The organism is Amycolatopsis magusensis, from assembly GCF_017875555.1.
In the GTDB taxonomy this organism is placed as follows: domain Bacteria; phylum Actinomycetota; class Actinomycetes; order Mycobacteriales; family Pseudonocardiaceae; genus Amycolatopsis; species Amycolatopsis magusensis.
Genome location: NZ_JAGGMS010000001.1, coordinates 8,938,756 through 8,961,136 on the forward strand (window position 1 = coordinate 8,938,756; position 22,381 = coordinate 8,961,136).

The 22,381-nt window shown below is 70.7% G+C and carries 27 protein-coding genes; 8 read left to right on the plus strand and 19 right to left on the minus strand.

Annotated features, from left to right (window positions below):
- Nucleotides 1-130 precede the first annotated feature (130 nt).
- Complete coding sequence (gene zwf, locus JOM49_RS40210) at nucleotides 131-1,591, plus strand: glucose-6-phosphate dehydrogenase (protein ID WP_245369634.1); 1,461 nt, start codon at nucleotides 131-133, stop codon at nucleotides 1,589-1,591.
- Here the strand turns inward: zwf and JOM49_RS40215 are convergent.
- From JOM49_RS40215 to pfkB, 7 genes are all read right to left on the minus strand, one after another.
- Nucleotides 1,588-2,442: an AAA family ATPase gene (locus JOM49_RS40215; protein ID WP_209669794.1), complete on the minus strand. Its 855-nt coding sequence runs from the start codon at nucleotides 2,440-2,442 to the stop codon at nucleotides 1,588-1,590. The genes zwf and JOM49_RS40215 overlap by 4 nt on opposite strands.
- Before the next feature lie 625 nt (nucleotides 2,443-3,067).
- Nucleotides 3,068-4,711 (minus strand): phosphoenolpyruvate--protein phosphotransferase, encoded by a 1,644-nt coding sequence (gene ptsP / locus JOM49_RS40220; RefSeq protein WP_209672210.1) that lies wholly within the window; start codon nucleotides 4,709-4,711, stop codon nucleotides 3,068-3,070.
- A gap of 22 nt (nucleotides 4,712-4,733) precedes the next feature.
- Nucleotides 4,734-5,783, minus strand: coding sequence for a zinc-dependent dehydrogenase (locus tag JOM49_RS40225; RefSeq protein WP_209669796.1), 1,050 nt, complete (start codon nucleotides 5,781-5,783; stop codon nucleotides 4,734-4,736).
- Nucleotides 5,780-6,226 (minus strand): PTS mannitol transporter subunit IIA, encoded by a 447-nt coding sequence (locus JOM49_RS40230; protein ID WP_209669798.1) that lies wholly within the window; start codon nucleotides 6,224-6,226, stop codon nucleotides 5,780-5,782. Before JOM49_RS40230 ends, JOM49_RS40225 begins: the two co-directional genes overlap by 4 nt.
- The gene (locus JOM49_RS43975) at nucleotides 6,219-6,524 is read right to left on the minus strand and encodes a PTS lactose transporter subunit IIB (RefSeq protein ID WP_209669800.1); all 306 of its coding nucleotides are present in this window, start codon (nucleotides 6,522-6,524) and stop codon (nucleotides 6,219-6,221) included. Before JOM49_RS43975 ends, JOM49_RS40230 begins: the two co-directional genes overlap by 8 nt.
- 24 nt (nucleotides 6,525-6,548) lie before the next feature.
- Nucleotides 6,549-7,643, minus strand: a complete 1,095-nt coding sequence (gene mtlA / locus JOM49_RS40240) for a mannitol-specific PTS transporter subunit IIC (RefSeq protein WP_209669802.1) — start codon at nucleotides 7,641-7,643, stop codon at nucleotides 6,549-6,551.
- Nucleotides 7,644-7,703: 60 nt separating this feature from the next.
- The gene (pfkB, locus tag JOM49_RS40245) at nucleotides 7,704-8,642 is read right to left on the minus strand and encodes a 1-phosphofructokinase (RefSeq protein ID WP_209669804.1); all 939 of its coding nucleotides are present in this window, start codon (nucleotides 8,640-8,642) and stop codon (nucleotides 7,704-7,706) included.
- Nucleotides 8,643-8,812: 170 nt separating this feature from the next.
- Here pfkB and JOM49_RS40250 point away from each other — a divergent pair, with 170 nt between their 5' ends.
- On the plus strand, nucleotides 8,813-9,574 hold the full coding sequence (locus JOM49_RS40250; RefSeq protein WP_209669806.1) for a DeoR/GlpR family DNA-binding transcription regulator: 762 nt from the start codon (nucleotides 8,813-8,815) through the stop codon (nucleotides 9,572-9,574).
- An 84-nt stretch (nucleotides 9,575-9,658) separates the two neighbouring features.
- On the opposite strand, the gene JOM49_RS40255 is transcribed toward JOM49_RS40250, so the two are convergent.
- The 10 genes from JOM49_RS40255 to JOM49_RS40300 form a co-directional block, all read right to left on the minus strand.
- A complete protein-coding gene (locus JOM49_RS40255) occupies nucleotides 9,659-10,225 on the minus strand; it encodes a nucleotidyltransferase family protein (protein ID WP_209669808.1) in 567 nt (188 codons plus the stop codon).
- The gene (locus tag JOM49_RS40260) at nucleotides 10,218-11,012 is read right to left on the minus strand and encodes an IclR family transcriptional regulator domain-containing protein (RefSeq protein WP_209669810.1); all 795 of its coding nucleotides are present in this window, start codon (nucleotides 11,010-11,012) and stop codon (nucleotides 10,218-10,220) included. The genes JOM49_RS40255 and JOM49_RS40260 overlap by 8 nt, the downstream gene beginning before the upstream one ends.
- A gap of 9 nt (nucleotides 11,013-11,021) precedes the next feature.
- Nucleotides 11,022-11,429, minus strand: a complete 408-nt coding sequence (gene pcaC / locus JOM49_RS40265) for a 4-carboxymuconolactone decarboxylase (RefSeq protein ID WP_209669812.1) — start codon at nucleotides 11,427-11,429, stop codon at nucleotides 11,022-11,024.
- The gene (gene pcaD, locus JOM49_RS40270; RefSeq protein ID WP_209669814.1) at nucleotides 11,426-12,187 is read right to left on the minus strand and encodes a 3-oxoadipate enol-lactonase; all 762 of its coding nucleotides are present in this window, start codon (nucleotides 12,185-12,187) and stop codon (nucleotides 11,426-11,428) included. Before pcaD ends, pcaC begins: the two co-directional genes overlap by 4 nt.
- A 9-nt stretch (nucleotides 12,188-12,196) precedes the next feature.
- Nucleotides 12,197-12,742 (minus strand): protocatechuate 3,4-dioxygenase subunit alpha, encoded by a 546-nt coding sequence (gene pcaG / locus JOM49_RS40275; protein WP_209669816.1) that lies wholly within the window; start codon nucleotides 12,740-12,742, stop codon nucleotides 12,197-12,199.
- Nucleotides 12,739-13,455 (minus strand): protocatechuate 3,4-dioxygenase subunit beta, encoded by a 717-nt coding sequence (gene pcaH / locus JOM49_RS40280; protein ID WP_209669818.1) that lies wholly within the window; start codon nucleotides 13,453-13,455, stop codon nucleotides 12,739-12,741. Before pcaH ends, pcaG begins: the two co-directional genes overlap by 4 nt.
- A gap of 16 nt (nucleotides 13,456-13,471) precedes the next feature.
- On the minus strand, nucleotides 13,472-14,647 hold the full coding sequence (locus tag JOM49_RS40285) for a thiolase family protein (protein WP_209669820.1): 1,176 nt from the start codon (nucleotides 14,645-14,647) through the stop codon (nucleotides 13,472-13,474).
- Nucleotides 14,644-15,405 carry a CoA-transferase subunit beta gene (locus JOM49_RS40290; RefSeq protein ID WP_209669822.1) on the minus strand — a complete coding sequence of 254 codons (762 nt, stop codon included), beginning with the start codon at nucleotides 15,403-15,405 and terminating at the stop codon, nucleotides 14,644-14,646. The genes JOM49_RS40285 and JOM49_RS40290 overlap by 4 nt, the downstream gene beginning before the upstream one ends.
- Nucleotides 15,402-16,202 carry a CoA transferase subunit A gene (locus JOM49_RS40295; protein WP_209669824.1) on the minus strand — a complete coding sequence of 267 codons (801 nt, stop codon included), beginning with the start codon at nucleotides 16,200-16,202 and terminating at the stop codon, nucleotides 15,402-15,404. The genes JOM49_RS40290 and JOM49_RS40295 overlap by 4 nt, the downstream gene beginning before the upstream one ends.
- Nucleotides 16,203-16,285: 83 nt before the next feature.
- A complete protein-coding gene (locus JOM49_RS40300; protein WP_209669826.1) occupies nucleotides 16,286-16,759 on the minus strand; it encodes a MarR family winged helix-turn-helix transcriptional regulator in 474 nt (157 codons plus the stop codon).
- 127 nt (nucleotides 16,760-16,886) lie between these two features.
- Between JOM49_RS40300 and JOM49_RS40305 the strand changes: the two genes are divergently transcribed.
- The 3 genes from JOM49_RS40305 (at nucleotide 16,887) to JOM49_RS40315 (ending at nucleotide 19,480) form a co-directional block, all read left to right on the plus strand.
- On the plus strand, nucleotides 16,887-17,846 hold the full coding sequence (locus tag JOM49_RS40305; RefSeq protein ID WP_308159082.1) for a 2-hydroxyacid dehydrogenase: 960 nt from the start codon (nucleotides 16,887-16,889) through the stop codon (nucleotides 17,844-17,846).
- The gene (locus JOM49_RS40310; protein WP_209669830.1) at nucleotides 17,843-18,955 is read left to right on the plus strand and encodes a glycerate kinase; all 1,113 of its coding nucleotides are present in this window, start codon (nucleotides 17,843-17,845) and stop codon (nucleotides 18,953-18,955) included. The genes JOM49_RS40305 and JOM49_RS40310 overlap by 4 nt, the downstream gene beginning before the upstream one ends.
- Before the next feature lie 63 nt (nucleotides 18,956-19,018).
- Nucleotides 19,019-19,480, plus strand: coding sequence for a hypothetical protein (locus tag JOM49_RS40315; protein WP_209669832.1), 462 nt, complete (start codon nucleotides 19,019-19,021; stop codon nucleotides 19,478-19,480).
- Between the two features lie 600 nt (nucleotides 19,481-20,080).
- Here JOM49_RS40315 and JOM49_RS40320 read toward each other — a convergent pair.
- Complete coding sequence (locus JOM49_RS40320; protein ID WP_209669834.1) at nucleotides 20,081-20,389, minus strand: HesB/IscA family protein; 309 nt, start codon at nucleotides 20,387-20,389, stop codon at nucleotides 20,081-20,083.
- A 74-nt stretch (nucleotides 20,390-20,463) separates the two neighbouring features.
- The gene (locus JOM49_RS40325) at nucleotides 20,464-20,880 is read right to left on the minus strand and encodes a hypothetical protein (RefSeq protein ID WP_209669836.1); all 417 of its coding nucleotides are present in this window, start codon (nucleotides 20,878-20,880) and stop codon (nucleotides 20,464-20,466) included.
- 132 nt (nucleotides 20,881-21,012) lie between these two features.
- On the opposite strand from JOM49_RS40325, the gene JOM49_RS40330 reads away from it, so the two are divergent.
- Genes JOM49_RS40330 through JOM49_RS40340 form a run of 3 tightly spaced genes read left to right on the plus strand, consistent with a single transcriptional unit; the run spans nucleotide 21,013 to nucleotide 22,138 of the window.
- Nucleotides 21,013-21,456, plus strand: a complete 444-nt coding sequence (locus JOM49_RS40330) for a GtrA family protein (protein ID WP_209669838.1) — start codon at nucleotides 21,013-21,015, stop codon at nucleotides 21,454-21,456.
- Between the two features lie 23 nt (nucleotides 21,457-21,479).
- The gene (locus tag JOM49_RS40335; protein ID WP_209669840.1) at nucleotides 21,480-21,833 is read left to right on the plus strand and encodes a YidH family protein; all 354 of its coding nucleotides are present in this window, start codon (nucleotides 21,480-21,482) and stop codon (nucleotides 21,831-21,833) included.
- Nucleotides 21,830-22,138 (plus strand): DUF202 domain-containing protein, encoded by a 309-nt coding sequence (locus JOM49_RS40340; protein ID WP_209669842.1) that lies wholly within the window; start codon nucleotides 21,830-21,832, stop codon nucleotides 22,136-22,138. Before JOM49_RS40335 ends, JOM49_RS40340 begins: the two co-directional genes overlap by 4 nt.
- Nucleotides 22,139-22,381: the final 243 nt, after the last annotated feature.

Consider the following 22,381-nt stretch of genomic DNA (forward strand, 5'->3'; position numbering starts at 1 on the left):
CCGCTGGTCACCTGTCGTTCAGGGAAATATCCCGCGTGTCCGATGCGTTCTCCCAGTGCATGACGTGGACTTGCCACAAATTCGCGCAAAGACTGGGCGAAACCGCTCCCGGCGGTGAAGATGGACACCGATGACTGAGCCAGCCGATCCCCAGGCACTGTTCGCCTCGCGCGACAAGATGGTGCCCCATGTCTTCGTGATCTTCGGCGCCACCGGGGATCTCGCCCGCCGAAAGCTCTTCCCCGGCCTCTTCCGGCTGATGCGTTCCGGGTTGCTGCCCGAGCAGTTCCGCATCATCGGCTCCGGGCGCAACTCGCCCGGCACCGACGAGGAGTTCCGCTACAAACTCGCCAAAGCCGTGTTCAAGTTCTCCGGCTCCGCGCGCTTCGACGACCACGTGTGGGAGGAGTTCGCGCAGCGCATCACCTTCCAGACGTCCTCGAAGGACGACGGGGAGGCGCTGGCCGAAGCGGTCGACGCGGCGATGGCCGAACTCGGCCCGGACACGCGCAAACTGCTCTACCTGTCGGTCCCGCCGGACTCGATGGAGCCGATGGTCAAGATGCTCGGCGCCACCGGCCTCGCCGAGGACGCGCGCGTGGTGCTGGAGAAACCGTTCGGCCGTGACCTGGAGTCCTCACGCAGCCTGAACACCGCGTTGCACCAGGTCTTCGCCGAGGAGCAGCTGTTCCGGATCGACCACTTCCTCGGCAAGGAAGCGGTGCAGAACATCCTGGCGCTGCGGTTCGCGAACGGGTTCTTCGAGCCGGTCTGGAACCGGCACCACATCAGCTACGTGCAGATCGACGTACCCGAGTCGATCGGCATCGAGGGCCGCGCCGGCTTCATGGAGTCGACCGGCACCTTCCGCGACATGATCTCCACGCACCTGTTCCAGCTGCTCGGCTTCCTGGCGCTGGAACCACCGGTGCACGTGGACGCCGAATCGCTGCGGGTGGAAAAGCGCAAGCTGTTCCAGGCGGTCCGCGCGCTGGAACCGGATCGGGTGGTCTTCGGGCAGTACGAGGGCTACCGCGACGAGCCGGGCGTGAACAGCGAGTCCGAAGTGGAGACCTTCGTCGCGGCCGAGGTGTGGGTGGACAACTGGCGCTGGAAGGGCGTGCCGTTCCTGCTGCGCACCGGCAAGGCGATGGCGCAGAGCCGCCGCACCATCACGCTGGGCTTCGTCGAGCCGCCGCTGAAGATGTTCGACTCGGCGAACGGGTTCGACAGCCAGCCCAACGAGCTGGTGTTCGAGCTGACCGAGGACTCGACGGTGACCCTGGACCTGCGGGCGAAGCGGCCGGGACCGGCGTTGAAGCTGGACCACGCGAAGCTGCACATGCGGTTCTCCGAGGCCTTCGCCGACGCCGAGCCGCTGGAGGCGTACGAACGCCTGCTGCTCGACGTGCTGCGTGACGACCAGACCCTGTTCACCAGCGCCGAAGAGGTCGAACGGCTGTGGGAGCTGTGCGACCCGGTGCTGCAGCAGCCGCCGAAGGTGCACTCGTACGAGCAGGGCTCGTGGGGTCCGGCGCAGGCGCGTGAACTGGCTGGCGAGCGCGGCTGGCGGGTGCCGGAGCAGTCCTAGTTCAGCAGTGAGTCCAATTTGGCGCGGACGCGGTCGATGTCCTCGCTGTACTTGAGCACGGCGCCGAGGGTGAGCGCGGCGGCCTCGGCGTCGAGCACGTCGCGGTCGAGGGCGGACAGCGCGCGGGCCCAATCCAGCGACTCCGCGACCCCGGGCGGCTTGAGCAACTCCAACTGGCGGATGCGCTGCACGGCCCCGGCGACCTGCGCGGCGAGGCGTTCGTCGACGCCGGGGAGCCGGTGGCGGAGGATCTCGATTTCCCTGGCCAGGCTGGGGTGCTCGAGCCAGTGGTAGAGGCAGCGGCGCTTGAGGGCGTCGTGCACCTCGCGGGTGCGGTTCGAAGTGAGCACCACCAGCGGCGGCACCTCGGCGCGGATCTCGCCGAACTCGGGGATGCTGACGGCGTTGTCGTCGAGCAGCTCCAGCAGGAAGGCCTCGAACTCGTCGTCGGCGCGGTCGATCTCGTCGATCAGCAGCACGCACGGCGCTTGCTGCAACGCCTGGAGCAGGGGCCGGGCGAGCAGGAAGCGCTCGGTGTAGAGGGAGGCCTCGTCGACCTCCTGGTGCGCGGCTTCGAGTGCCCGCAGGTGCAGGAGCTGGCGGGGGAAGTCCCATTCGTACAGTGCCTGCGCCGCGTCGATGCCCTCGTGGCACTGGAGTCGGATGAGCGGAAGGCCGAGCGCCTTCCCCAGCGCGACGGCGAGCGAGGTCTTGCCGGTGCCGGGTTCACCCTCGCAGAAAAGCGGCCGCCCCATGCGCAACGCGAGAAACGCCGCGGTCGCGACGCCGGTGTCGGCCAGGTAGCCGGTCCTTCGAAGCTCTGCCGCTAGGGCTGGGGGGTCTGTCGTCATTGGGTTCAGAGTACTTGGGGGCTGGTGGCCACCCCGGGTTTTTATTGTGACTACGGCGAAGGCCTCCCTGTCAAGGCGGGAAGGCGTGCCTTGACAGGGAGGCCTTCGCCGTGTTTTGGGCTGTGGACCGGGGTGAGGGAGGGGTTTGGGTGGTCCTGGGGTTGGGATGCCCGGGTTCGGCTTGGGTGGGGTGGGACTTTTCGGAGGCTCCCGTGGGCCCTGGGGTTGGGATGCCCGGGCGCGGCTCGTGTGGGGTGCGACTTTTCGGAGGCTCCCGTGGGTCCCGGGGTTGGGATGCCCGGGCGCGGCTCCTGGGGTTCGGAGGCTCCCGGGGCCCCGCCGGGGCGGAGTGGCTTTCGTGGGTGGGCCTCGGGTGGATGCGCGGGGGGTCGGCTGGGGTAGGTGGGCCCGGGGGTGCCGTGAATGTGGCTTTCACGGCGTATTCGGCCGTGAATGTGGCTTTCACGGCACCCATGGGGGGTCCCCAGCCCCGGCGGATGTCACGAATGTGGCTTTGGGGGCCGAATACGCCCCGAAAGCCACATTTGTGTCCCGAGCGGGGGGGGCGAGTGTCACGAATGTGGCTTTCGGGACGTTCGTCGTCTCGAAAGCCACATTTGTGACATCAGGCCACGGTGGAGCGGGCGGTGGGGGCGTCTGGGGCGGCCAGGGCGGTGGCGGCCAGTGAGGCGCAGTCGTCGAAGGTGTGGCGGCGTAGGGCCGCGCGTACGGCTGGGACGGCGGGCGCCGACATGGACAGGCTGGTGACGCCCAGGCCCGCGAAGACCGGGGCCAGGGTGGGGTCCCCGGCGGCCTCGCCGCAGATGCCCACGGGTTTCGCGGTCTTCCGGCCTGCTTCCGCGACCATCGAGACCAGGTCCAGCAGCGCGGGCTGCCACGGGTCCAGCAGGTCGTTCAGCTCGCCCAGCAGGCGGTCCGCGGCGAAGGTGTACTGCGCCAGATCGTTCGTCCCGATGCTGACGAAGTCCACTTCGGCCAGGATCGCCTCGGCGCGCAGGGCCGCCGCCGGGATTTCGATCATGACGCCTGCCTGCGCGATGCCGAAGTGCCGGACCCGGGCGGCGAAAGCGCGGGCTTCGGCGGCGGTGGCGATCATCGGGGCCATCACGCGTACGTCGGTGTCGTGCTCGCGCGCCGCCAGGCTGATGGCTTCCAGTTGCACATCGAGCAGGCCCGGGTTCCGCCTGCCCACCCGGTAACCACGCACGCCGAGAGCCGGGTTCGGTTCGACGTCGTTGTTCGCGAAGGGCACCGGCTTGTCCGCGCCCGCGTCCAGGGTGCGGATCACCACCGGGCGTCCGGTGAAGGCCGCGAAGACCTTGCCGTACGCGGCGCGTTGCTCGTCCAGCGAGGGGGCCTCGGCCCGGTCCAGGAACAGGAACTCCGTGCGGAACAGGCCGATGCCCTCGGCGTCGGCCGCCGCGGCTTCTTCCAGGCCGCCCGCACCGCCGATGTTCAGCAGCAGCTTGACCGGGTGACCGTCCTTGGTGGATCCGGGACCGCGGTGGCGCGCCAGCTCCTGCCGTTGCGCCTCCGCCTCCCGCTCGATGTGGTCCAGCAGGCCGGACTCCGGGTCGACGACCACCTTGCCCGCGGACCCGTCGACCACCACCAGCTGACCGTCCGAAAGCGACTCCGCCGCCGCGCAGCCGACCACCGCCGGGATGCCCAGCGACCGCGCCAGGATCGCGGTGTGGCTGGTCGCGCCGCCCTTTTCGGTGACGATGGCGAGCACGTCGGACGGGTCGAGGGTGACCGTGTCGGCCGGTGCGAGGTCCACCGCGACCAGCACGAACGGGCCGTCCGAGTCCGGGATGCCCGGCGGTTCCTCGCCGAGCGCGACGGCGATCGCCCGGTCACGCAGGTCGGCCAGGTCGGTGACGCGCTCGGCGAGGTAGCCGCCGAGCCCGCGCAGCACCTCGATGTGCGCGGCGAACGCCTCCTGGACCGCCCACGCGGCGGGCAGGCCGTTGTCCGTCGCCTTCCCGATGCCCTGTTCCAGGCTCGGGTCGCGGACCATCATCACCTGGGTGTCCAGGATTTCCGCGGCCTCACCGGAGAGCGCCTTGCCGCGCCGCTCCAGTTCGTCCGCGACCTTGGCGAGCGCGGCCTTCGCCGTGGCGAACTCCTTCTCCGCGCCCGCCGACGCGGGCCGTTGCGCCGGAAGTTCCGGCACCGGGCGCATGCGGGCGACCGTGCCGGAAGCGGTGCCCGGGCTCGCCGGATTCCCGTGCAGTTCGGTGGTCACCTTCACGCACCCCTTCTTCAGCTCAGCTCGCGGCCGGTTCGATGGTCACCTTGATCGCCTCACCGGAGGCCACGGTGTCGATCGCGTCGAGCACGCCGTCCAGCTTCAGCCGGTGGGTGATCAGGTCGTCGACCGGCACCGCGCCGGTGGCGATCAGTTCCAGCGCGCGCTTGTTGTGCTCCGGGCTGGACCCGTTGGCGCCGTAGATGGTCAGCTCGCGGTAGTGCACCAGGTTCGAGTCGCAGGCGATGATCGGGTTGTCCTTCGGCAGCCCGCCGAAGAAGCTGATCCGGCCGCGCCTGGCGGCCATCTTCAGCCCGTCCTCCTGCGCCTTGCCCGCCGCCGCGGCGGTGATGATCACGTCGGCGCCGCGGCCGTCGGTCAGGTCGAGCACGGCCTGCACCGGGTCGGTCTCCGAGCCGCAGATCACCGCGTCCGGCTTGACGATGTCCGCGGCCATGTCCAGCCGGCCGCGGTTCAGCTCCACCAGGTACACCGCGGCCGCGCCGCGGGCCCTGGCCAGGCGCACGTGCAGGCAGCCGATCGGCCCGGCACCGGTGACCACCACGACGTCACCCTCGCCGACCTGCGCGAACTCCTGTCCATTGAGGACACAGGCGAGCGGCTCGGCGACCGAGGCTTCGGCGTAGGACAGCCCCTCCGGGATGCGGTTGAGCCCGTCCACCCGCAGCACCCGCTGCGGCACGATCATGTACTCGGCGAACCCGCCGTCGAAGTGGTAACCCATCGACAGCTGGTTCGGGCAGATCGTGCGCCAGCCGCGACGGCAGTCGGCGCACTCCCCGCACGGGATCGCGGCGATCACCTGCACGCGGTCACCGGCCTCCCAGCCGGAGATCTCCGCCCCGGTCTCCACGACCTCACCGGCGATCTCGTGCCCGATCACCCGCGGCGGGTCGATGTGGTGGTGGCCGTGCCGGAAGATCTTCAGGTCCGTGCCGCAGGTGGAGCACGCGTGCACGCGGATCTTCACCTCGTCCGGACCGGGCGACGGCTCCGGCGCCTCCTCGATCCGGATGTCGCCCGGCGCGTAGAAACGGGCCACCTTCACTGGACTGCCTCCTCTTCGGTCGCGGTCAGGATGCGCAGGATCGTGTCCGGATCGGACGCTTCCCGCAGCTCGGCCGCCTGGTCGGCGTCGAGCAGGGTGTGGGCCAGCCGGGACAGGATCTGCACCTGCTCGCTGCCCTGGGCCGCGATGCCGACGCACAGCTGGACCCGCTGCCCGTCCCAGTCCACCCCGCCGGGGAACTGGACCACGGCCAGCGAGGTCCGCTTGACGTGGTCGCGGGCGGCGTTGGTGCCGTGCGGGATGGCCACGGCCTCACCGACGAAGGTGGAGACCGACTCCTCCCGCTCGAGCATGCCGTCGACGTAGGCGGGGTCCACCGCCCCGATCTCGACCAGCAGCGCCCCGACCTGGCGGATGGCGTCGTCCCGGTCCCGCGCGCTCGCGCCGAGCCGGATCCCGGAGGCGTCCAGCAGCTCAGCCATCCAGCGTGCCCCCGTCCCGGATCGCCTGCTCCACCCGGTCGAACACCGGGTCGCCGAGGAAGTTCTGGAAGCCGATGATCACCGCGTCCGAGTTCTTCTTCGCCCGGGCCACCAGGGTTTCCTGGCAGAGCACCAGCTGGGCGCCGGCCGGGATCTCGTTGACCGGGATGTGCTCGACCTTGACCTTGTAGGGCTTGAGGCGCTTGCCCAGCTGGGCGGCCACCATCACGCTGCTGCCCATGCCTGCGTCGCAAGCGATGATCACCTTGGTGATCTCCTTGCCCTCGATGCTGCTCACGCGGGTTCCCCTTTCCGATTCGGCTTAGACCGCGCCGCCGTTGGCGAGCTGCTGCTCGCGTTCTTCCCGCCGGGCGTCCCGGCCGAACTTCAGCAGTACCGCGGCGATGAGGAAGCTGACCACCGCGGCGATCAGCACACCGGCGATCACCCCCAGGTAACCACCCTTCGGGGTCACCGCGAGCACGGCGATGATGCTGCCGGGCGCGGGCGTGGCGGTCAGGCCGGCGTCGAAGACGCTGAAGACGAAGATGCCCGCCGCACCACCGGCGATCGCGGCCAGGATCAGCCGCGGGGCGGCCAGGATGTACGGGAAGTAGATCTCGTGGATGCCGCCGAGGAACTGGATGACGATGGCGCCGGGCGCGGTGGCCCGCGCGCTCTTCGCGCCGAAGAAGGTCAGCGCCAGCAGGATGCCGAGGCCGGGGCCGGGGTTCGGCTCGATCAGGAACTCGATCGCCTTCCCGGTTTCCGCCGCGTCCGCGATCCCCAGTGGCGAGAGCACACCGTGGTTGATCGCGTTGTTCAGGAACAGCACCTTGGCCGGTTCCACGATGATCGAGACCAGTGGCAGCAGGCCGGTGTCGAACAACGCCTGCACGCCGCTGCCGAGCGCCTTGGTCGCGCCCTGCACCACCGGGCCGATGGCGAGCATGCCCAGCACCGCCATGATGCCGCCGATGATGCCGGCGCTGAAGTTGTCCACCAGCATCTTGAAGCCGGGGGCGGTGCGGCTGCCGACGTGCTCGTCGAACAGCTTCATCAGGTAACCGGCCAGCGGGCCGATCGCCATCGCGCCGAGGAACATCGGGATCTCGGCACCGACGGCGAGGCCGACCGTGGCCACCGCGCCGACCACCGCGCCGCGCTGGCCGTGCACCAGCCGCCCGCCGGTGTAACCGATCAGCACCGGCAGCAGGAAATTGATCATCGGGTCGACGAGCGTCTCGATCTTCGCGTTCGGCGTCCAGCCGGACGGGATGAACAACGCGGTGATCAGACCCCAGGCGATGAAGGCGCCGATGTTGGGCATGACCATGCCCGCCATGTAGCCGCCGAACCGCTGCACCGTGACCCGGACCCGGTGTCCCCGGGAGGGCGCTTCTTCCGTCTTCGTCATCGTTGACTCTTCCTGCTGCTCGGACAGTTCTCGGTTACCGCCCCCCGGTTCGACCCGGTCTCACGCCCCCGCGCCGACCCCGCGTTCCAGCTCCAGCTCGGCGTGCAGCCGCACCTCCGCCGCGCCCACCTCGATCGGGCCCGGCATCGTGCTGCCCGGCAGCGACACCGCCGCCGCCCCCCAGGCGACCCCGCTTTCCAGCGCCTTCGGCCCGTACCCGCCACCGGCCAGGAACCCGGCCAGCAGCGCGTCTCCCGCGCCGACGGAACTCCGTGCCACGGCATCGGCTTCGGCGTGCCAGGCGCCGTCGGCGTCGACCAGCACCGCGCCTTCGCTGCCGAGGCTCGCCAGTACCGCGCGGGCACCGAGGCCGCGCAGCTCGCGCGCCGCCTCGACCACTTCGCGCACGTTCGGCAGCGAGCGGCCGACGGCCTCCTCCAGCTCTTCGAGGTTCGGCTTGACCAGTGCCGGTCCGGCCTTCACCGCGGCGAGCAGCGCCGGACCGCTGGTGTCCACCACGACTTCGGCGTGGCCGTCGACCGAGCGGATCAGTTCGGCGTAGAACCCCGCGTCGACCCCGGGTGGCAGGCTTCCCGCCAGTACCACCCAGGAGACGTCGGAGAGATTGCCGAGCACCGCGTCGGACAACGCCGCGATCTCCGCCGCGGACAACCGCGCGCCCGCCTCGTTCAGCTTGGTGACCGTGGCGTCCGGCTCGATCACGCTGATGTTCGTCCGCACCGGACCGGACGCGGGCACGCGCACCACGTCGATCTCGTAGCTGTTCAGCAGGGAGATGAGGTGATCGCCCTCCGGACCGCCGGCCGGCAGCACCGCGCGCGCGTCGATCCCGTTGCGCACCAGGGCACGAGCCACGTTGATGCCCTTGCCGCCGGGGTGGACGTGCACCGCGGACGCCCGGTGCAGCTCACCACGCGCCAGACGCGGCACCTCGACGGTGCGGTCCACGCTGGGGTTCGCCGTGACGGTGAGGAACACCCGTACACCACCTCTGGATCCGGACTTGGTTTTGAGTGATTTTGCATGGGTTCGCGTTGGTTTGCAACCCCTTGATTGGGTTGTAACAAAACAAGCACGCAAGTCCCCACATGAACTCACATCATGTGGTTACCTGGACGGGAAAATCACTACAGACTGGACGGTGGGGGATGTACGCGGAGGAGCGGCAGCAGATCATCCTGGAGCGGGCGCGCGGCCTCGGCCGGGTCGACGTCGCGACGCTCGCCGAGGAGTTCACCGTCACCACGGAGACGGTCCGTCGCGATCTCACCGTGCTGGAACGGCACGGCGTGCTGCGGCGGGTGCACGGCGGGGCGATCCCGGTGGAGCGACTGGGTTTCGAGCCTGCGGTGGCCACGCGCGAGATCGTGATGACCGGGGAGAAGGAGCGGATCGCCAAGGCGGCGCTGGCCGAACTGCCCGAGGAGGGCACGATCCTGCTCGACGCGGGCACCACCACCGCCCGGGTCGCCGAGCAGTTGCCGCTGGATCGCGAGCTGACCGTGGTCACGCATTCGGTGAACATCGCGCTGGCACTGGCGACGCGGCCGAACCTGACGGTGATGCTGGTCGGCGGGCGGCTGCGCAGCCGGACGCTGGCCTCGGTGGACGCGTGGGCGCTGCGGGCGCTGGACGAGACCTTCGTCGAAGTGGCTTTCATGGCCACCAACGGGCTTTCCGTGGAACGCGGACTGACCACACCGGACCCGGCGGAGTCGATGGTCAAGCGCGCGGCGGTGAACTGCGCGCGGCGCACCGTGCTGCTCGCCGATCACACCAAGGTGGGCAACGACCACTTCTCCCGGTTCGCCGAGCTGAGTGACATCGACACCTTCATCACCGACGACGGCATCGACAGCGCGGTCGCCGAGGAGATCGCCGCCACCGGCCCGCGCGTGGTCCGCGTCTGACCGACGCCCCTCCAATGCTATGAGTGGGGCATTACTTGCATTGAACGCAAGTAATGCCCCACTCATAGCATTCGAAGGGCGGTCTCAGGGGGGTGGGAGGTCTTCTGGGCGGTCGACGTCTCGTCCACCACTGAGATCGCCGCATTCGACGAGGCGCAGGTCGTCCCGGGTGGACAGCCAGTGGCGGGCACCGGCGTCCCCGGAGACGGCGGACGCGATGGCGGGCCAGTGGTCGCGGCCCAGCAGCACCGGGTGCCCCGGCACCCCGGCATAGGCGGCGCGCGCCACCACGTCCGGCGCGGCCAGCGCGGTCAACCGTCGCACCACGGTGTCGGTCACGTCCGGCAGATCCACCAGGTGCACCAGCATCGCGTCAGCCTCCACAGAGGACAGTGCGGAAAGCCCGGCACGCAGGGACTCCCCCATCCCGGCCGCCCAGTCCGGCGCGTGCACCGGGAAAACCGTGGCGGGCAGCAAAGCGGTGACCTCACCGGCGGCGGCGCCGGTCACCACGTACACCGGCGAACACGGTTCCAGCGCCCGCAAAGCCCGGCGCACCAACGGTTCCCCGCCCAACTCCACCAGTGCCTTGGGCCCGCCGAAGCGACGACCGGCACCCGCGGCGAGCAGCAGCCCGGCGCAGTCAGCCACGAGTCGCCCGTGACGAAGGCGCGACCGCGAGATCGGCTTCGATGCGTTCGGCGGCTTCGATCAGGTGCGGCACCATCTCGTCCCGCACGGCTTCCAGCGTGGTCCGCGAAGCGTGCGTCGACACGTTCACCGCGGCGACGACCTTCCCCTCACGCGACCGGATCGGTGCCGCGACCGAGCGCAGCCCCTCCTCGAGTTCCTGGTCGACCAGCGCCCAGCCGCGCGAGCGCACCTCGGCCAGTTCCGTGCGCAACGCGGCTTCCGAGGTCAGCGTGTGCGAGGTCAGCCGATCCAGCCGGGCCTGCTCCAGGTACGCGTCGAGCTCGGCCTCGGGCAGATCGGCGAGCAGCACGTGCCCCATCGAGGTCGCGTACGCCGGGAAACGCGTGCCCACGTTGATGGAGACCGTCATGATCCGCGAGACCGCGATCCGCGCCACGTAGACGATGTCCCCGCCTTCGAGGACGGACACCGAACTGGACTCGTGCACCTCGGCGGAAAGCCGTTCCAGGTGCGGGGTGGCCACCTCGGGCAGCGACATGCTCGACAGGTAGGCGTACCCCAGTTCCAGCACGCGCGCGGTCAGCGAGAAGTACTTGCCGTCGGTGCGCACGTACCCCAGATCGGCCAGGGTGAGCAGGAACCGCCGGGCGGCCGCCCTGGTCAGCCCGGTGACCCTGGCGACGTCGCTGAGGGTCAGCTCGGGGGCGTCCGCGCCGAAGGCCCGGATCACCGCCAGGCCGCGGTCCAGCGACTGCACGTGGTGCGCGCCCCGAGTCTCTTCCATGCCGAAACCTTAACCCGGGGGGTCGGGAACAGCGGATTCCTCACCCAGCTCGGCGAGTACGCGCTGCGCCACGGCGAACGCGGCGTTGCCGGCCGGCGCACCGGCGTAGACCGCGGTGTGCAGCAGCACCTCGGAGATCTCCGCCGCAGTGAGTCCATTGTGGACGGCGACGCGGACGTGCATGGCGAGTTCCTCGTGGCAGTGCAGCGCGGTCAGCGCGGCGAGCGTGACGCAACTGCGCGTGCGGCGGTCCAGCCCCGGCCTGGTCCACACCGAACCCCACGCCGAGCGGGTGATCCAGTCCTGGAACGGCTGGGAGAACTCGGTGGTGTTCGCCACCGCGCGGTCCACGTGCGCGTCCCCGAGCACCTCGCGGCGCACCTGGATGCCTTCGCGGTACAGCTCGTCGTCGGTCATCGGGCCGCCAGCCTCGCCAGTACCAGTTCGCTGAATTCGTCCGGTCGTTCCACGTTGCCCAGGTGCGCGGCGCCCCGGACCTCGGCGTACCGCGCGCCCGGGATGGCTTCGGCGATCGCCTTGCCGTGCGGCGGCGGGGTGGACGGGTCCTCGGTCGCGCTGATCACCAGCGTGGGCACGGTGATCCCGGCCAGTTCCCCGGTCAGGTCCATCACCTCGATCGCCGCGCAGCAGCCCGCATAGCCTTCGTCCGGAGTGGACGCGACCATCCGCTCCAGCTCCGCCCGCCGCTCGGGGTCGAACGCCGGGGTGACCCACCGGCCGACCACGGCCGAAGCCAGCGACTCGGTGCCGCTCTCGCGGACCGCGCGGATCCGGTCGGCCCACATCTCCGGCGGACCCAGCTTCGCCGAGGTGCAGCACAGCACCAGGGACGAGAGCCGTTCCGGCGCGTGCGCGCCCAGCCACATCCCGGTCATGCCGCCCAGCGACAACCCGGCGAAGTGCGCCTTCTCGACGCCCAGCTCGTCCAGCAGCGCCAGCACGTCACCGCCGAGATCAGCCAGCTCGTACGGGCCTTCGGGCACGGGCGACCGGCCGTGGCCGCGGTGGTCGTACCGGATCACCCGGTAACCCGCTTCGGTGAGCGGGGCGACCTGCGGCTCCCACATCGCCAGCGTGCTGCCGAGCGAACCGCTGAGCACCACCGGTACCCCGTCCGCGGGCCCGTCGATCACGTGGTGGACCTGAACTGCCACACCGACCCCCTAAACCTCGAAGAACACGGTCTCACCGTCGCCCTGGAGCCGCACGTCGAACCGGTAGCCGTCCGCTTCGCGCACGGCGACCAGCGTGTCGCGGCGGTCCTCCGGCACCGAGGCCAGCACCTCGTCGGCGGCGTTCGCTTCGGCGTGCTCGGGGAAGTAGATCCTGGTCACCACCCGGTGCAGCAGGCCGCGGCCGAGCACGGAGACGTCGATGTGCGGTGCCTGCGTCCGGCCCCCGGTGCCCGGCACGGCACCCGGGACGACCGTGCGGATGGACCAGCGTCCCTGCTCGTCGGTCGGGCAGCGGCCGAACCCGCGGAACCCGGCCACCCGCCCGCGCGGGTCGTCGGGGTGGTCGAACCGGCCGTCGGCGTCGGCCTGCCAGGTCTCGACCATCGCGTCCGGCACGGGGACACCGTTGCCGTCGTAGATCACCCCCCGCAGCACGATCGCGCCCGGCGTGCCCTCGGGCACCACCTCGGGCCCGTCGTCCCACGGGAGCCCGATCGACAGGTACGGCCCGACGGTCTGCGACGGCGTGCTCATTCGTCGTCCTCCTCGTCCTCGAACACCGAGGCGTCACGGCCGCGCAGCACGATGTCGAACTCGTAGGCCAGCGCCCATTCCGGCTGGGTGCGCTCCAGGTCGAAGCGGGAGACCATCCGCTGGCGCGCCTTCTCGTCCGGGATGGAGTTGAAGATCGGGTCCTGCGCGAAGAGCGGGTCCTCGGGGAAGTACATCTGGGTGACCAGGCGCTGGGTGAACGAGGTGCCGAACACCGAGAAGTGGATGTGCGCCGGGCGCCAGGCGTTGTCGTGGTTCTTCCACGGGTAGGCGCCGGGCTTGATGGTGGTGAACTCGTAGTGCCCGTCGTCGTCGGTGAGCGTGCGCCCGACGCCGTCGAAGTTCGGGTCCAGCGGGGACGGCCAGCGGTCGCCGGTGTGCCGGTAGCGCCCGCCGGCGTTGGCCTGCCAGACCTCGACGAGCGAGTTGCGCACCGGGCGGCCGTCGCCGTCGAGCAGCCGCCCGTGCACCACGATCCGCTGGCCCTGCGGCTCACCGGCGTGCTGGCGGGTCAGGTCGTTGTCGTGCTCGCCGAGCCTGCCCGGCCCGAGCAGCGGGCCGGTGACCTCGGTGAGCATCTGCGGCAGCAGCACCAGCGGCTGCTTCGGGTGCCGCAACGCGGTGGAGCGGTAGCCGGGGGAACCGAGCGGCGGGTGGGTGCCTTCGGGGTCCGGGCGGTACACGGGCAGGCTCATCGTCGAGTGCTCCTTCTCACGCTTCCAGCACCACGGCCAGGCCCTGGCCGACGCCGATGCAGATGGCGGCGAGTCCCCAGCCGCCACCGCGGCGGCGGAGGTCGTGCGCGAGCGTGCCGAGGATCCGGCCGCCCGAGGCGCCCAGCGGGTGCCCGATGGCGATCGCGCCGCCGTGCGGGTTCACCTTGGCGGGGTCCAGTTTCGGCCAGTCACGCAGGCAGGCCAGCGACTGCGCGGCGAAGGCCTCGTTCAGCTCGACCACGGCGAGGTCGTCCCAGCCGATGCCCGCGCGTTCCAGCGCGATTTCGGCGGCCCGCACCGGCCCGATGCCGAACACGTCGGGGTCCACCCCGGCCGCGCCACGACCGGCGATGCGCGCCAGCGGTGCCGCGCCGATCCGGTCGGCGGCGGCCTGGTCGCCGAGCAGCACCGCGGAGGCGCCGTCGTTCAGCGGTGAGGCGTTGCCCGCGGTCACCGTGCCCTGCGCCCGGAACACCGGCTTGAGCTTGGCCAGCTTCTCCGGCGAGGAGTCCGGCCGGATGCCCTCGTCCCTGGTCAGGTCCACGCCGGGGACCGCGACCACCTGGTCGTCGTAGAAGCCCTCGTCCCACGCCTTGGCGGCGTTGACGTGGCTGCGGGCGGCGAACTCGTCCTGCTCGTCGCGCCCGATGCCGTACCGCTCGGCCAGCAGTTCGGTGGACTCCCCCAGCGACACCGTCCACCGCTCGGGCATCGCGGGGTTGACCATGCGCCAGCCGAGCGCGGTCGAGTACATGGTCTGGTTGCCGTTCGGGAAGGCCTTCTCCGGCTTCTGCACCACCCACGGCGACCGGCTCATCGATTCGACGCCACCGGCCACCACCAGCGACGCGTCCCCGGTGGCGATCATCCGGCTGGCTTGCGAGACGGCGTCGAGCCCCGAGCCGCACAGGCGGTTCACCGTGCCGCCGGGGATCGAGGTCGGCCAGCCGGCCAGCAGGGTCGCCATCCTGGCCACGTTCCGGTTGTCCTCACCGGCGCCGTTGGCGTTGCCGAGCACCACCTCGTCCACAGTGGACGGATCGAGCCCGGTCCGCTCGCCCAGCGCCCGCAGCACGTGCGCGGCGAGGTCGTCGGGCCGGGTGCCCGCCAGCGCGCCGCCGTACCGGCCGAACGGGGTCCGCACGGCGTCCAGCACGTAAACCTCGGTCATTCGCCCGCCTTCTTCAGCTCTCGCAACCCGGACAACTCCGCCTCGGTCGGCTCCGGTGTGCGCCGCAGGTCGTCGGCGACCTTCAGCGCCCAGCCGGTGGCCTCGCGCACCTGCTCGACCTCGACCCCGGGGTGCAGGTGGGTCAGCGTCAGCTCCGCGGTCCCCGGATCCGGCCGCATCAGGCCCAGATCGGTGACCACCAGCGTCGGCCCGGCACCGGGCAGCCCGAGGCGTTCGCGGTCACCGCGGCCCGAACCGTGTCCGAACGAGGTGACGAAGTCGACCTTCTCCACGAACGCGCGCTTGCTCTGCCGCAGCACCACGAAGACCTCGCGGCAGGAGGCGGCGATCTCCGGCGCGCCACCGGCACCCGGCAGCCGCACCTTCGGATCGGCGTAGTCGCTGCCGATCACCGTGGTGTTGATGTTGCCGAACTTGTCCAGCTGGGCCGCGCCGAGGAAGCCGACGTCGATCCGGCCGGGCTGCAACCAGTAGTTGAACACCTCGGGCACGCTGATCACGGCGTCCGCGGTTTCGGCCAGCTCGCCGTCGCCGATGGACAGCGGCAGCCGGCTCGGCTTCGCGCCGAGGCAGCCCGATTCGTAGATCAGCTTCAGGTTCGGCGCGTGCGAGCGGCGCGCGAGGTTGGCCGCGGTGCTGGGCAGGCCGATGCCGACGAAGCAGGACATGCCGTCGTCCAGCGCGCGTGCGGCCGCGATGCTCATCATCTCGTCAGTGCTGTACTCGGGGGAGCTCATGCCGCCACCTCCGCGAGCCACTTGCCGAACTCTTCCCGATCGCGGCTCACCGCGTCCCATGCCTGGTAGGCCGCGTTGTCGCGGTCGTAGTACCCGGCGGCGTAGGAGGGCTTCGCGCCCGAGGGCACCTCGGCGACCGCGGTCACCGCCCAGGACGGCAGCACCAGCGCGCCCGGCCGCGGTTCCAGCTCGTCGACGACCTCTTCGACGGTGACCAGCGAGCGCTTCGCCGCCAGCACCGCCTCCTTCTGCACGCCCGCGATCCCCCAGAGCTGCACGTTGCCCTCGCGGTCGGCCCGCTGCGCGTGGACGATGGTGACGTCCGGGTTGAGCGCGGGCACCGCGGTCAGCTGCTCCCCGGTGAACGGGCAGGTGATCGGCTTGATCGTGGCGGTGTGCTTGGCCAGGTCCGTGCCGGAGTACCCGCGCAGCACGGCGAACGGCAGCCCGGAGGCGCCGGCCACGTAGCGGTTGGCCATGCCGGCGTGGCTGTGCTCCTCGATCTCCAGCGGCACCGGCCAGCCGTGCTGGACCGCGTCGCGGAACCGGTGCAGCGAGCCGACGCCGGGGTTGCCACCCCAGGAGAAGATCAGCTTGCTCGCGCAGCCCGCCCCGATCAGCTGGTCGTAGACGATGTCCGGGGTCATCCGCACCAGGGTCAGCCCGCGGCGCCCCTGGCGGATGATCTCCTGACCGGCGGCCACCGGGATGAGGTGGGTGAACCCCTCCAGTGCCACGGTGTCGCCGTCGTGGACCAGGCGGGCCACGCCGTCCGCGAGCGAGACGATCTCCGCCATCGCCACCCCTCCGTGATGTTCGCATTCCGCACACAAGTTCTGCATATGAACTTAGCACGAATGGACCGTTCACGGAACTCGCGTCACCGGGTCGGGTCGGTCCCCTCCCGCTTGGCCTCACCGGCGTCGACCAGCCTGGTCAGGATGCGGACCAGCTCCTCGCGGTCCTCCGGCGGCAGGCAGGCGACCATGCCCTCGGTCATCCTCGCCGCGCGCACCGACAACTCGCCGAACTGGGCGTGCCCGGCGTCGGTCAGGCTCAGCAGGTTCCGCCGCCGGTCGCCGGGATCGCGGTCGCGGCGCACGAACCCGCGGTCGATCAGCCGGTTCACCACCGCGCCCACCGTCGAGGTGTCCAGCGAGACCTCGCGCGAGAGCGCGTTCTGGTCGGTCTCCGGGTTGAGCGCCACCGCGCTCAGGACCGCGTACTGGGTCGAGGTGACCTCCCTGGACACTTCGGCCGACCACAGGTAGGTGTGGATCTGCTGCGCCCGGCGGATCAGGTGGCCGGTGTGCCGGTGTGCGTCCACGCCAACCCCCGGTGTCGAGATCGTCATCAACAACCCCTCCCGTCGCGAAACTTCTGTGCTGTCACCAACAGACACGTGGCGTGGCGGCGGCCGGTTCACGACGGCCTTCCGCCGGGCTATGTTGGGCGGGTCGCCGAGGGCAGGAGGGCAGCCGATCGTGCCGAAGATCGTGGTCACCGGGCAGCTACCGGAACCGGCGTTGAAAGTGCTCGGCGAGGCGGGCGAGGTGTGGGTGGCCGAACGGGCGCTGCGGCCCGATGAGCTGCGCGAACGGGTCGCCGGGGCGGCCGCGCTGGTCACCATGGTCGGCGATCGGGTGGACGACTCGGTCGCCGAAGCCGCCGGTCCCGGCCTGGAGGTGGTCGCCAACGTCGCCGTCGGTTACGACAACCTCGATGTGAAAGCGCTCTCCGCGCGGGGTGTGACGGTGACCAACACCCCGGGCGTGCTCACCGAGGCGACCGCGGACCTGGCCTTCGGCCTGCTGCTGATGGTCACCCGGCGACTCGGCGAGGGTGAGCGGCTGCTGCGCTCGCGCACGCCGTGGAATTTTTCGCTCGGGTTCATGCTCGGCGCCGGGCTGCAGGGCCGCACGCTCGGCATCGTCGGGCTCGGGCAGATCGGCCGCGCGATGGCGCGCCGGGCCAGGGCGTTCGGCCTTTCGATTGTCTACAGTGGACGCAATCGGGCACCCGCCGAGGTCGAGGCCGAACTGGACGCGCGGCACCTGCCGCTCGGCGAGCTGCTGCGGACGGCTGACTTCGTCTCGCTGCACTGCCCGCTCACGCCGCAGACGCGGCACCTGATCAACGCGGACACGCTGCGCACGATGAAGCCGGGCGCGTACCTGGTCAACACGACGCGGGGGCCGGTGGTCGACGAGCCCGCGCTGGCCGAGGCGCTCGCGACCGGCGTGCTCGCCGGGGCCGCGCTGGACGTGTTCGAGAAGGAGCCGGAGGTGGAACCGCGCCTGCTCGGACTGGACAACGTCGTGGTCACCCCGCACCTGGGCTCGGCGACCGTGGAGACCCGCACCGAGATGGCGCTGCTGGCGGCGCGCAACGTGGCCGCCGTGCTGGCCGGTGAGCCGCCGCTTTCGGCGGTGACCGCGTGAGGGTGCTCATCGCGCCGGACAAGTTCAAGGGCAGCCTGACCGCGATGGAGGCCGCCGAGGCGATGCGGGACGGCGTGCTCGACGCTTTCCCCGACGCCGAAACGATGCTGTGCCCGATCGCGGACGGCGGCGAAGGCACGCTCGACGTGTTGTACGCGGCGGGCGCGGAACGGGTGGACGTCGAGGTCCGGGGGCCGCTGGACTCCCCGGTGCGGGCGCGGTACGCGGTGCTGGGCGAAACCGCGTACATCGAGTCGGCGCGGGCGTGCGGCATCGAGTTCGTGGAGCCGTCGCCCGAGGTCGCGCTGGCCGCGCACACGTGGGGCGTCGGCTCGCTGATCGCGCACGCACTGGAGCGCGGGGTCCGGCAGGTGGTGCTCACCGTCGGCGGCACCGCGAGCACCGACGGCGGCTCCGGCATGTTGCGGGCGCTCGGCGCCACGGTCACGCCGTCGACCTTGCTGGAGCTGGGCGGCGGTCCACTGAGGACGGTCGAAGCGGTGGACCTTTCCGTGGTGCGCTCGAAGTTCGCCGGGATCGACGTGCGGGTGGCCACCGACGTGAGCAACCCGCTGCTCGGCGAGAAAGGCGCGGCGGCGGTCTTCGGCCCGCAGAAGGGCGCGGGCGCCACGGAGATCGCCCATCTCGAGGACGCCCTGGGCCGCTGGGCCCGGGCTCTGCACGCGGCGGGCGGCCGTGACGTGTCGGACGCGCCGGGTGCCGGAGCGGGCGGCGGCGTGGCGGGCGGTGCGATGGCCGCGCTGGACGCGGTGTTCGAATCGGGCTTCGACCTGGTCTGCGAACTCACCGGCGTACCGGCCGCACTGGACCGGGCGGACCTGGTGATCACCGGCGAAGGTTCCCTGGACCCGCAAAGCCTCGACGGCAAGGCCCCGGCCGGGATCGCCGCCCGCGCACGGGCCCGGGACCTGCCGGTCCTGGCGGTCGCCGGTCGCGTCGCGCTCGACGCCGCGCAATTGGCCCGACTGGGGGTGGCCGACTACCGCGCGCTGATCGACCACGCTCCGTCCCTGGCGTACGCGCGGGAGCACGCTTACGAGTTGCTTCGCGCGCAAACGGCTGACTTGGCGGGCGCCTGGGCTCCGTAGCGTTTGTGGTCCCGGGCCCCGGGTAACCCTGCGGTGGAGCCGTGTCACCGAGAGGAGCCACCTGTGGAAACCAATGCCTACATAACGTTCCTGGTGCTGGCGACGCTGCTGGTCGTGGTCGACGGCCAGATCATCTACCGCAGTGGGCGGCGCTACCTGGAGAACTCCTACGGTGACCCGGCCGCGGGCGCGTCGATGACCCGCCTGGTCACCGTGCTGTTCCACCTGGCGGTGCTGGGGGTGCTCGCGTTGCTGTCCACCATCGACTCGGGCGGGGACAACGCCACCGAGGCGGTGGTGTGGAAGCTCGGGATCACCCTGATCGTGCTGGCCATCGCCCACGGGGTGACGCTGACCGTGCTGGCCAGGATCCGGGACAACCAGGTGGCGGAGCGGGCCCTGAACCCGCAGCACCCGCCGCAGCAGCGCACCGCCGAGCCCACCGTGGCGCCGGTACCGGGCCAGCAGGGCGTCGACCCGCGAGTCAGCCCCTCCCTGGAACACCGAGACCCCTACTCGGCCTGATGTCACGAATGTGGCTTTCGAGACGTCCCCCGTCCCGAAAGCCACATTCGTGACACCCCCCACCCGACCCCCACACTCACGCACCCGAACCCCACGTCCAGACGCCCGAACCCCACGTTCAGGCACCTGAAACCCACGTTCAGACAGCCGAGCCCCACGTTCAGGCGCCCGAACCCCACATTCAGGAAGCCGGACCCCACATTCGGGCAGCCGGGATCGACAGTCGCGTGCCCCAGTTTCGAGCGGCGGGGACCAGGGCGCGAAGGCTCAGGTGCGCCGACTCCGGCCATCCCCGTCGAACCCGCGCTCACGGCGCGGCCCTCGCTCGCCTCAACGTGGAACTCGGCTGCCTCAATGCGGATCTCGGCTACCTGAACGCGAGTTTCGGGTGCCTGAACGTAGAACTCGGGTGCACGAACGTGGGGTTCAGGTACCCGAGCGTTGAACTCGGGTGCCTGAATGTGGGGTTCGGGTGCGCGAGCGTTGAACTCGGCTGTCTGAACGTGAGGTTCGGGTGCCTGGAGGTGGGGTTCGGGTGCCTGGACGTGGGTGGGCCCTGCTTGCGCGGGGCAAGCAGGGCCCGGAGGGGTGGTGAGGGGGTCAGGTGCCGGGGGCGTCTTCCGGCTGTTGCAGTACGGCGAAGCTCATCTGGCCTTCGTCGTCCTGCTGGATGTCGAGCACCTTGTCGTCGAGGAACTCGGCGGCCTTCGGTTCCAGGAAGACCTTGGCCCCGCCTTCGGTGGCGAGCACCTGATCACCGTCCTCCGGTGAGGGCGCCACCGACAACCCGAGCTGGGCGCCGGTCTCCTCCACCTCCTGCACCGCGAACCGCAGGCCGGCGTCGGCTTGACCCTCCTGCCCGGTCAGCGCGGTGATGGCCTCGGCCGCGGCGTCTGTCATGGCGAGCATGGCAGGCTCCCTTTCGTCGATTGCATGGCTCTGGCCCCTCCCACCGTAGGGGCGGGGCTCAGCGCGCGCTCACTTCACTCGGGCGTGCGGATGCTGTCCGCGACCGAACCGCCTGCCTGATCAGCATTTTCCGGCAAGTCGTCGCTGACCGTGTGACGGCCGCCGCCCGCTTCTTCCGGCGCGATCGCCTCGATGTCGCCAGGCTGGTCGTCGATCGACTCGTCCAGCTCGTCAGCGGGCGTCGCGGCGATCGGCTTTTCCGGCACGTCCTCGACGGACACGTCCGGCTGCTCTTCCCGCAGCCGCGCCTCCATGGGCTCGCCCTCGCGCTGCTCCGCCGGCGTCATCCCGAAGCGGTTGGCCTCGCTCCAGTGCTCCGGCGGCTCGATGCCCTCCTCGAGCGGGTCCACCTTGAGGCGGTCCTCGTCGAGGTCCTCGGCGCTGTTCAGCGCGGCCGGATCGGTTTCCACCGGCTCCTGGGGTGCGGACATCGGATTCCTCCTCTGATCTTGCTTGTCCGCCTTCGCCTACCCGCGCGGGCCACCACCGAAACCGCCCGGTCGTCGCGCACATCACAGGCGCCTTCCTTCACCGAGTTGTGAAAACTATGTAACGTCGCGGGCATGGTCATCCCGGCGCCGGAAGCGCCGCCCCGGCACGACGGTCTCGCCGTGCACGCGGGCTGGTACCTGGCGGCGGGCGTGGTCACCACGGCCGCCCAGTTCGTGCTCTACTTCCTGCTCCGCGCCCCGCTCGGCGCGCACGGCGCGAACCTGCTGGCGATCATCGTCACCACGATCGGGAACACCGAGTTCCACCGGCGGATCACCTTCGCCGGCCACGACAGCCCACCACGACGGCGGCACGTCCAGATCCTCGCGACCATCGCCTTCTACGCCGGGTACGGCTCGGTCGTGCTGCTCGCGCTGCACGCACTGGTCCCCGAGCCCTCGGCGGTCACCGAAACCGTCGTGCTCGCCACGGCCGGGCTGCTCGGCGGAGTCTGCCGGTTCGCCGCGCTCCGCTGGTGGGTCTTCGCGCACCGGCACCCGGAGTCGCGCGGCTGATCCACTGGGGACAGGCTGTCCGCATGACCGACTCCCCCGGAAAGCACGAGGAGCAGGAGCCCGACTACCGCTTCAGCCTGGCCAACGAACGCACGTTCCTGGCCTGGATGCGCACCGCGCTCGGCTTGCTCGCCGGCGCGGTCGCGGTGCGGCAGCTGGTGCCGGAGTTCGGTGTGCCGGGGGCGCGCACGATTCTCGCCCTGCTGTGCGCCGCGCTCGCCGTGCTGCTGACGGCGGCGAGCTACCCGCGCTGGCGACGGGTCCAGCGCGCGATGCGCCGCGGTGAACCGTTGCCACCCAACCGGATGATGCTGTTGCTGACCATCGGACTGGCGGTGATCACCGCCCTCGCGGTGGTCCTCGTGGTGACCGGGTGAACCGCGACCCCGGGCTCCAGCCGGAGCGCACCTGGCTCGCCTGGCGCCGCACCACGGCTGCCGCGGCCGCCGTCACCGTCCTTCTCTTCCACTCAGCGGCACACTCCGGCGGTGACCTCACCGTTATCCCGGGACTCACCGGGGTGGTGGTCACGATTTCGCTCGCCCTGGTCACCCGGCACCGGGAACGACACCTCCTTCGGGCCCAGCGGACTCCCCCGGATGCCGCACATGCCCAGGTCATCGGCCTGGCGGCGGCCCTGGTGACGATCATGGCGGCGGCCACACTCGCCTTTCTCGCTTAACTGGCAAACGCGATTTTCAGGGTCCTAAGGCCCTACCGCCGTACGGAGCAATCGGGGCGTAAGCGACTTTTGCGCACGGCGACCGAAAGGGGATTGAGACCTAGATTCGTGCTAATGGGGCATCTCTGCGAGATCCCTGGAGCCCACGCCTATTGCGGTCTAGCATTACGCACAGTCGTCAGATTGCTGAACGAGCGAGCGCCATTCGGGTAACTCCGCTACGGACAGTCGCCTTGTTAGCGG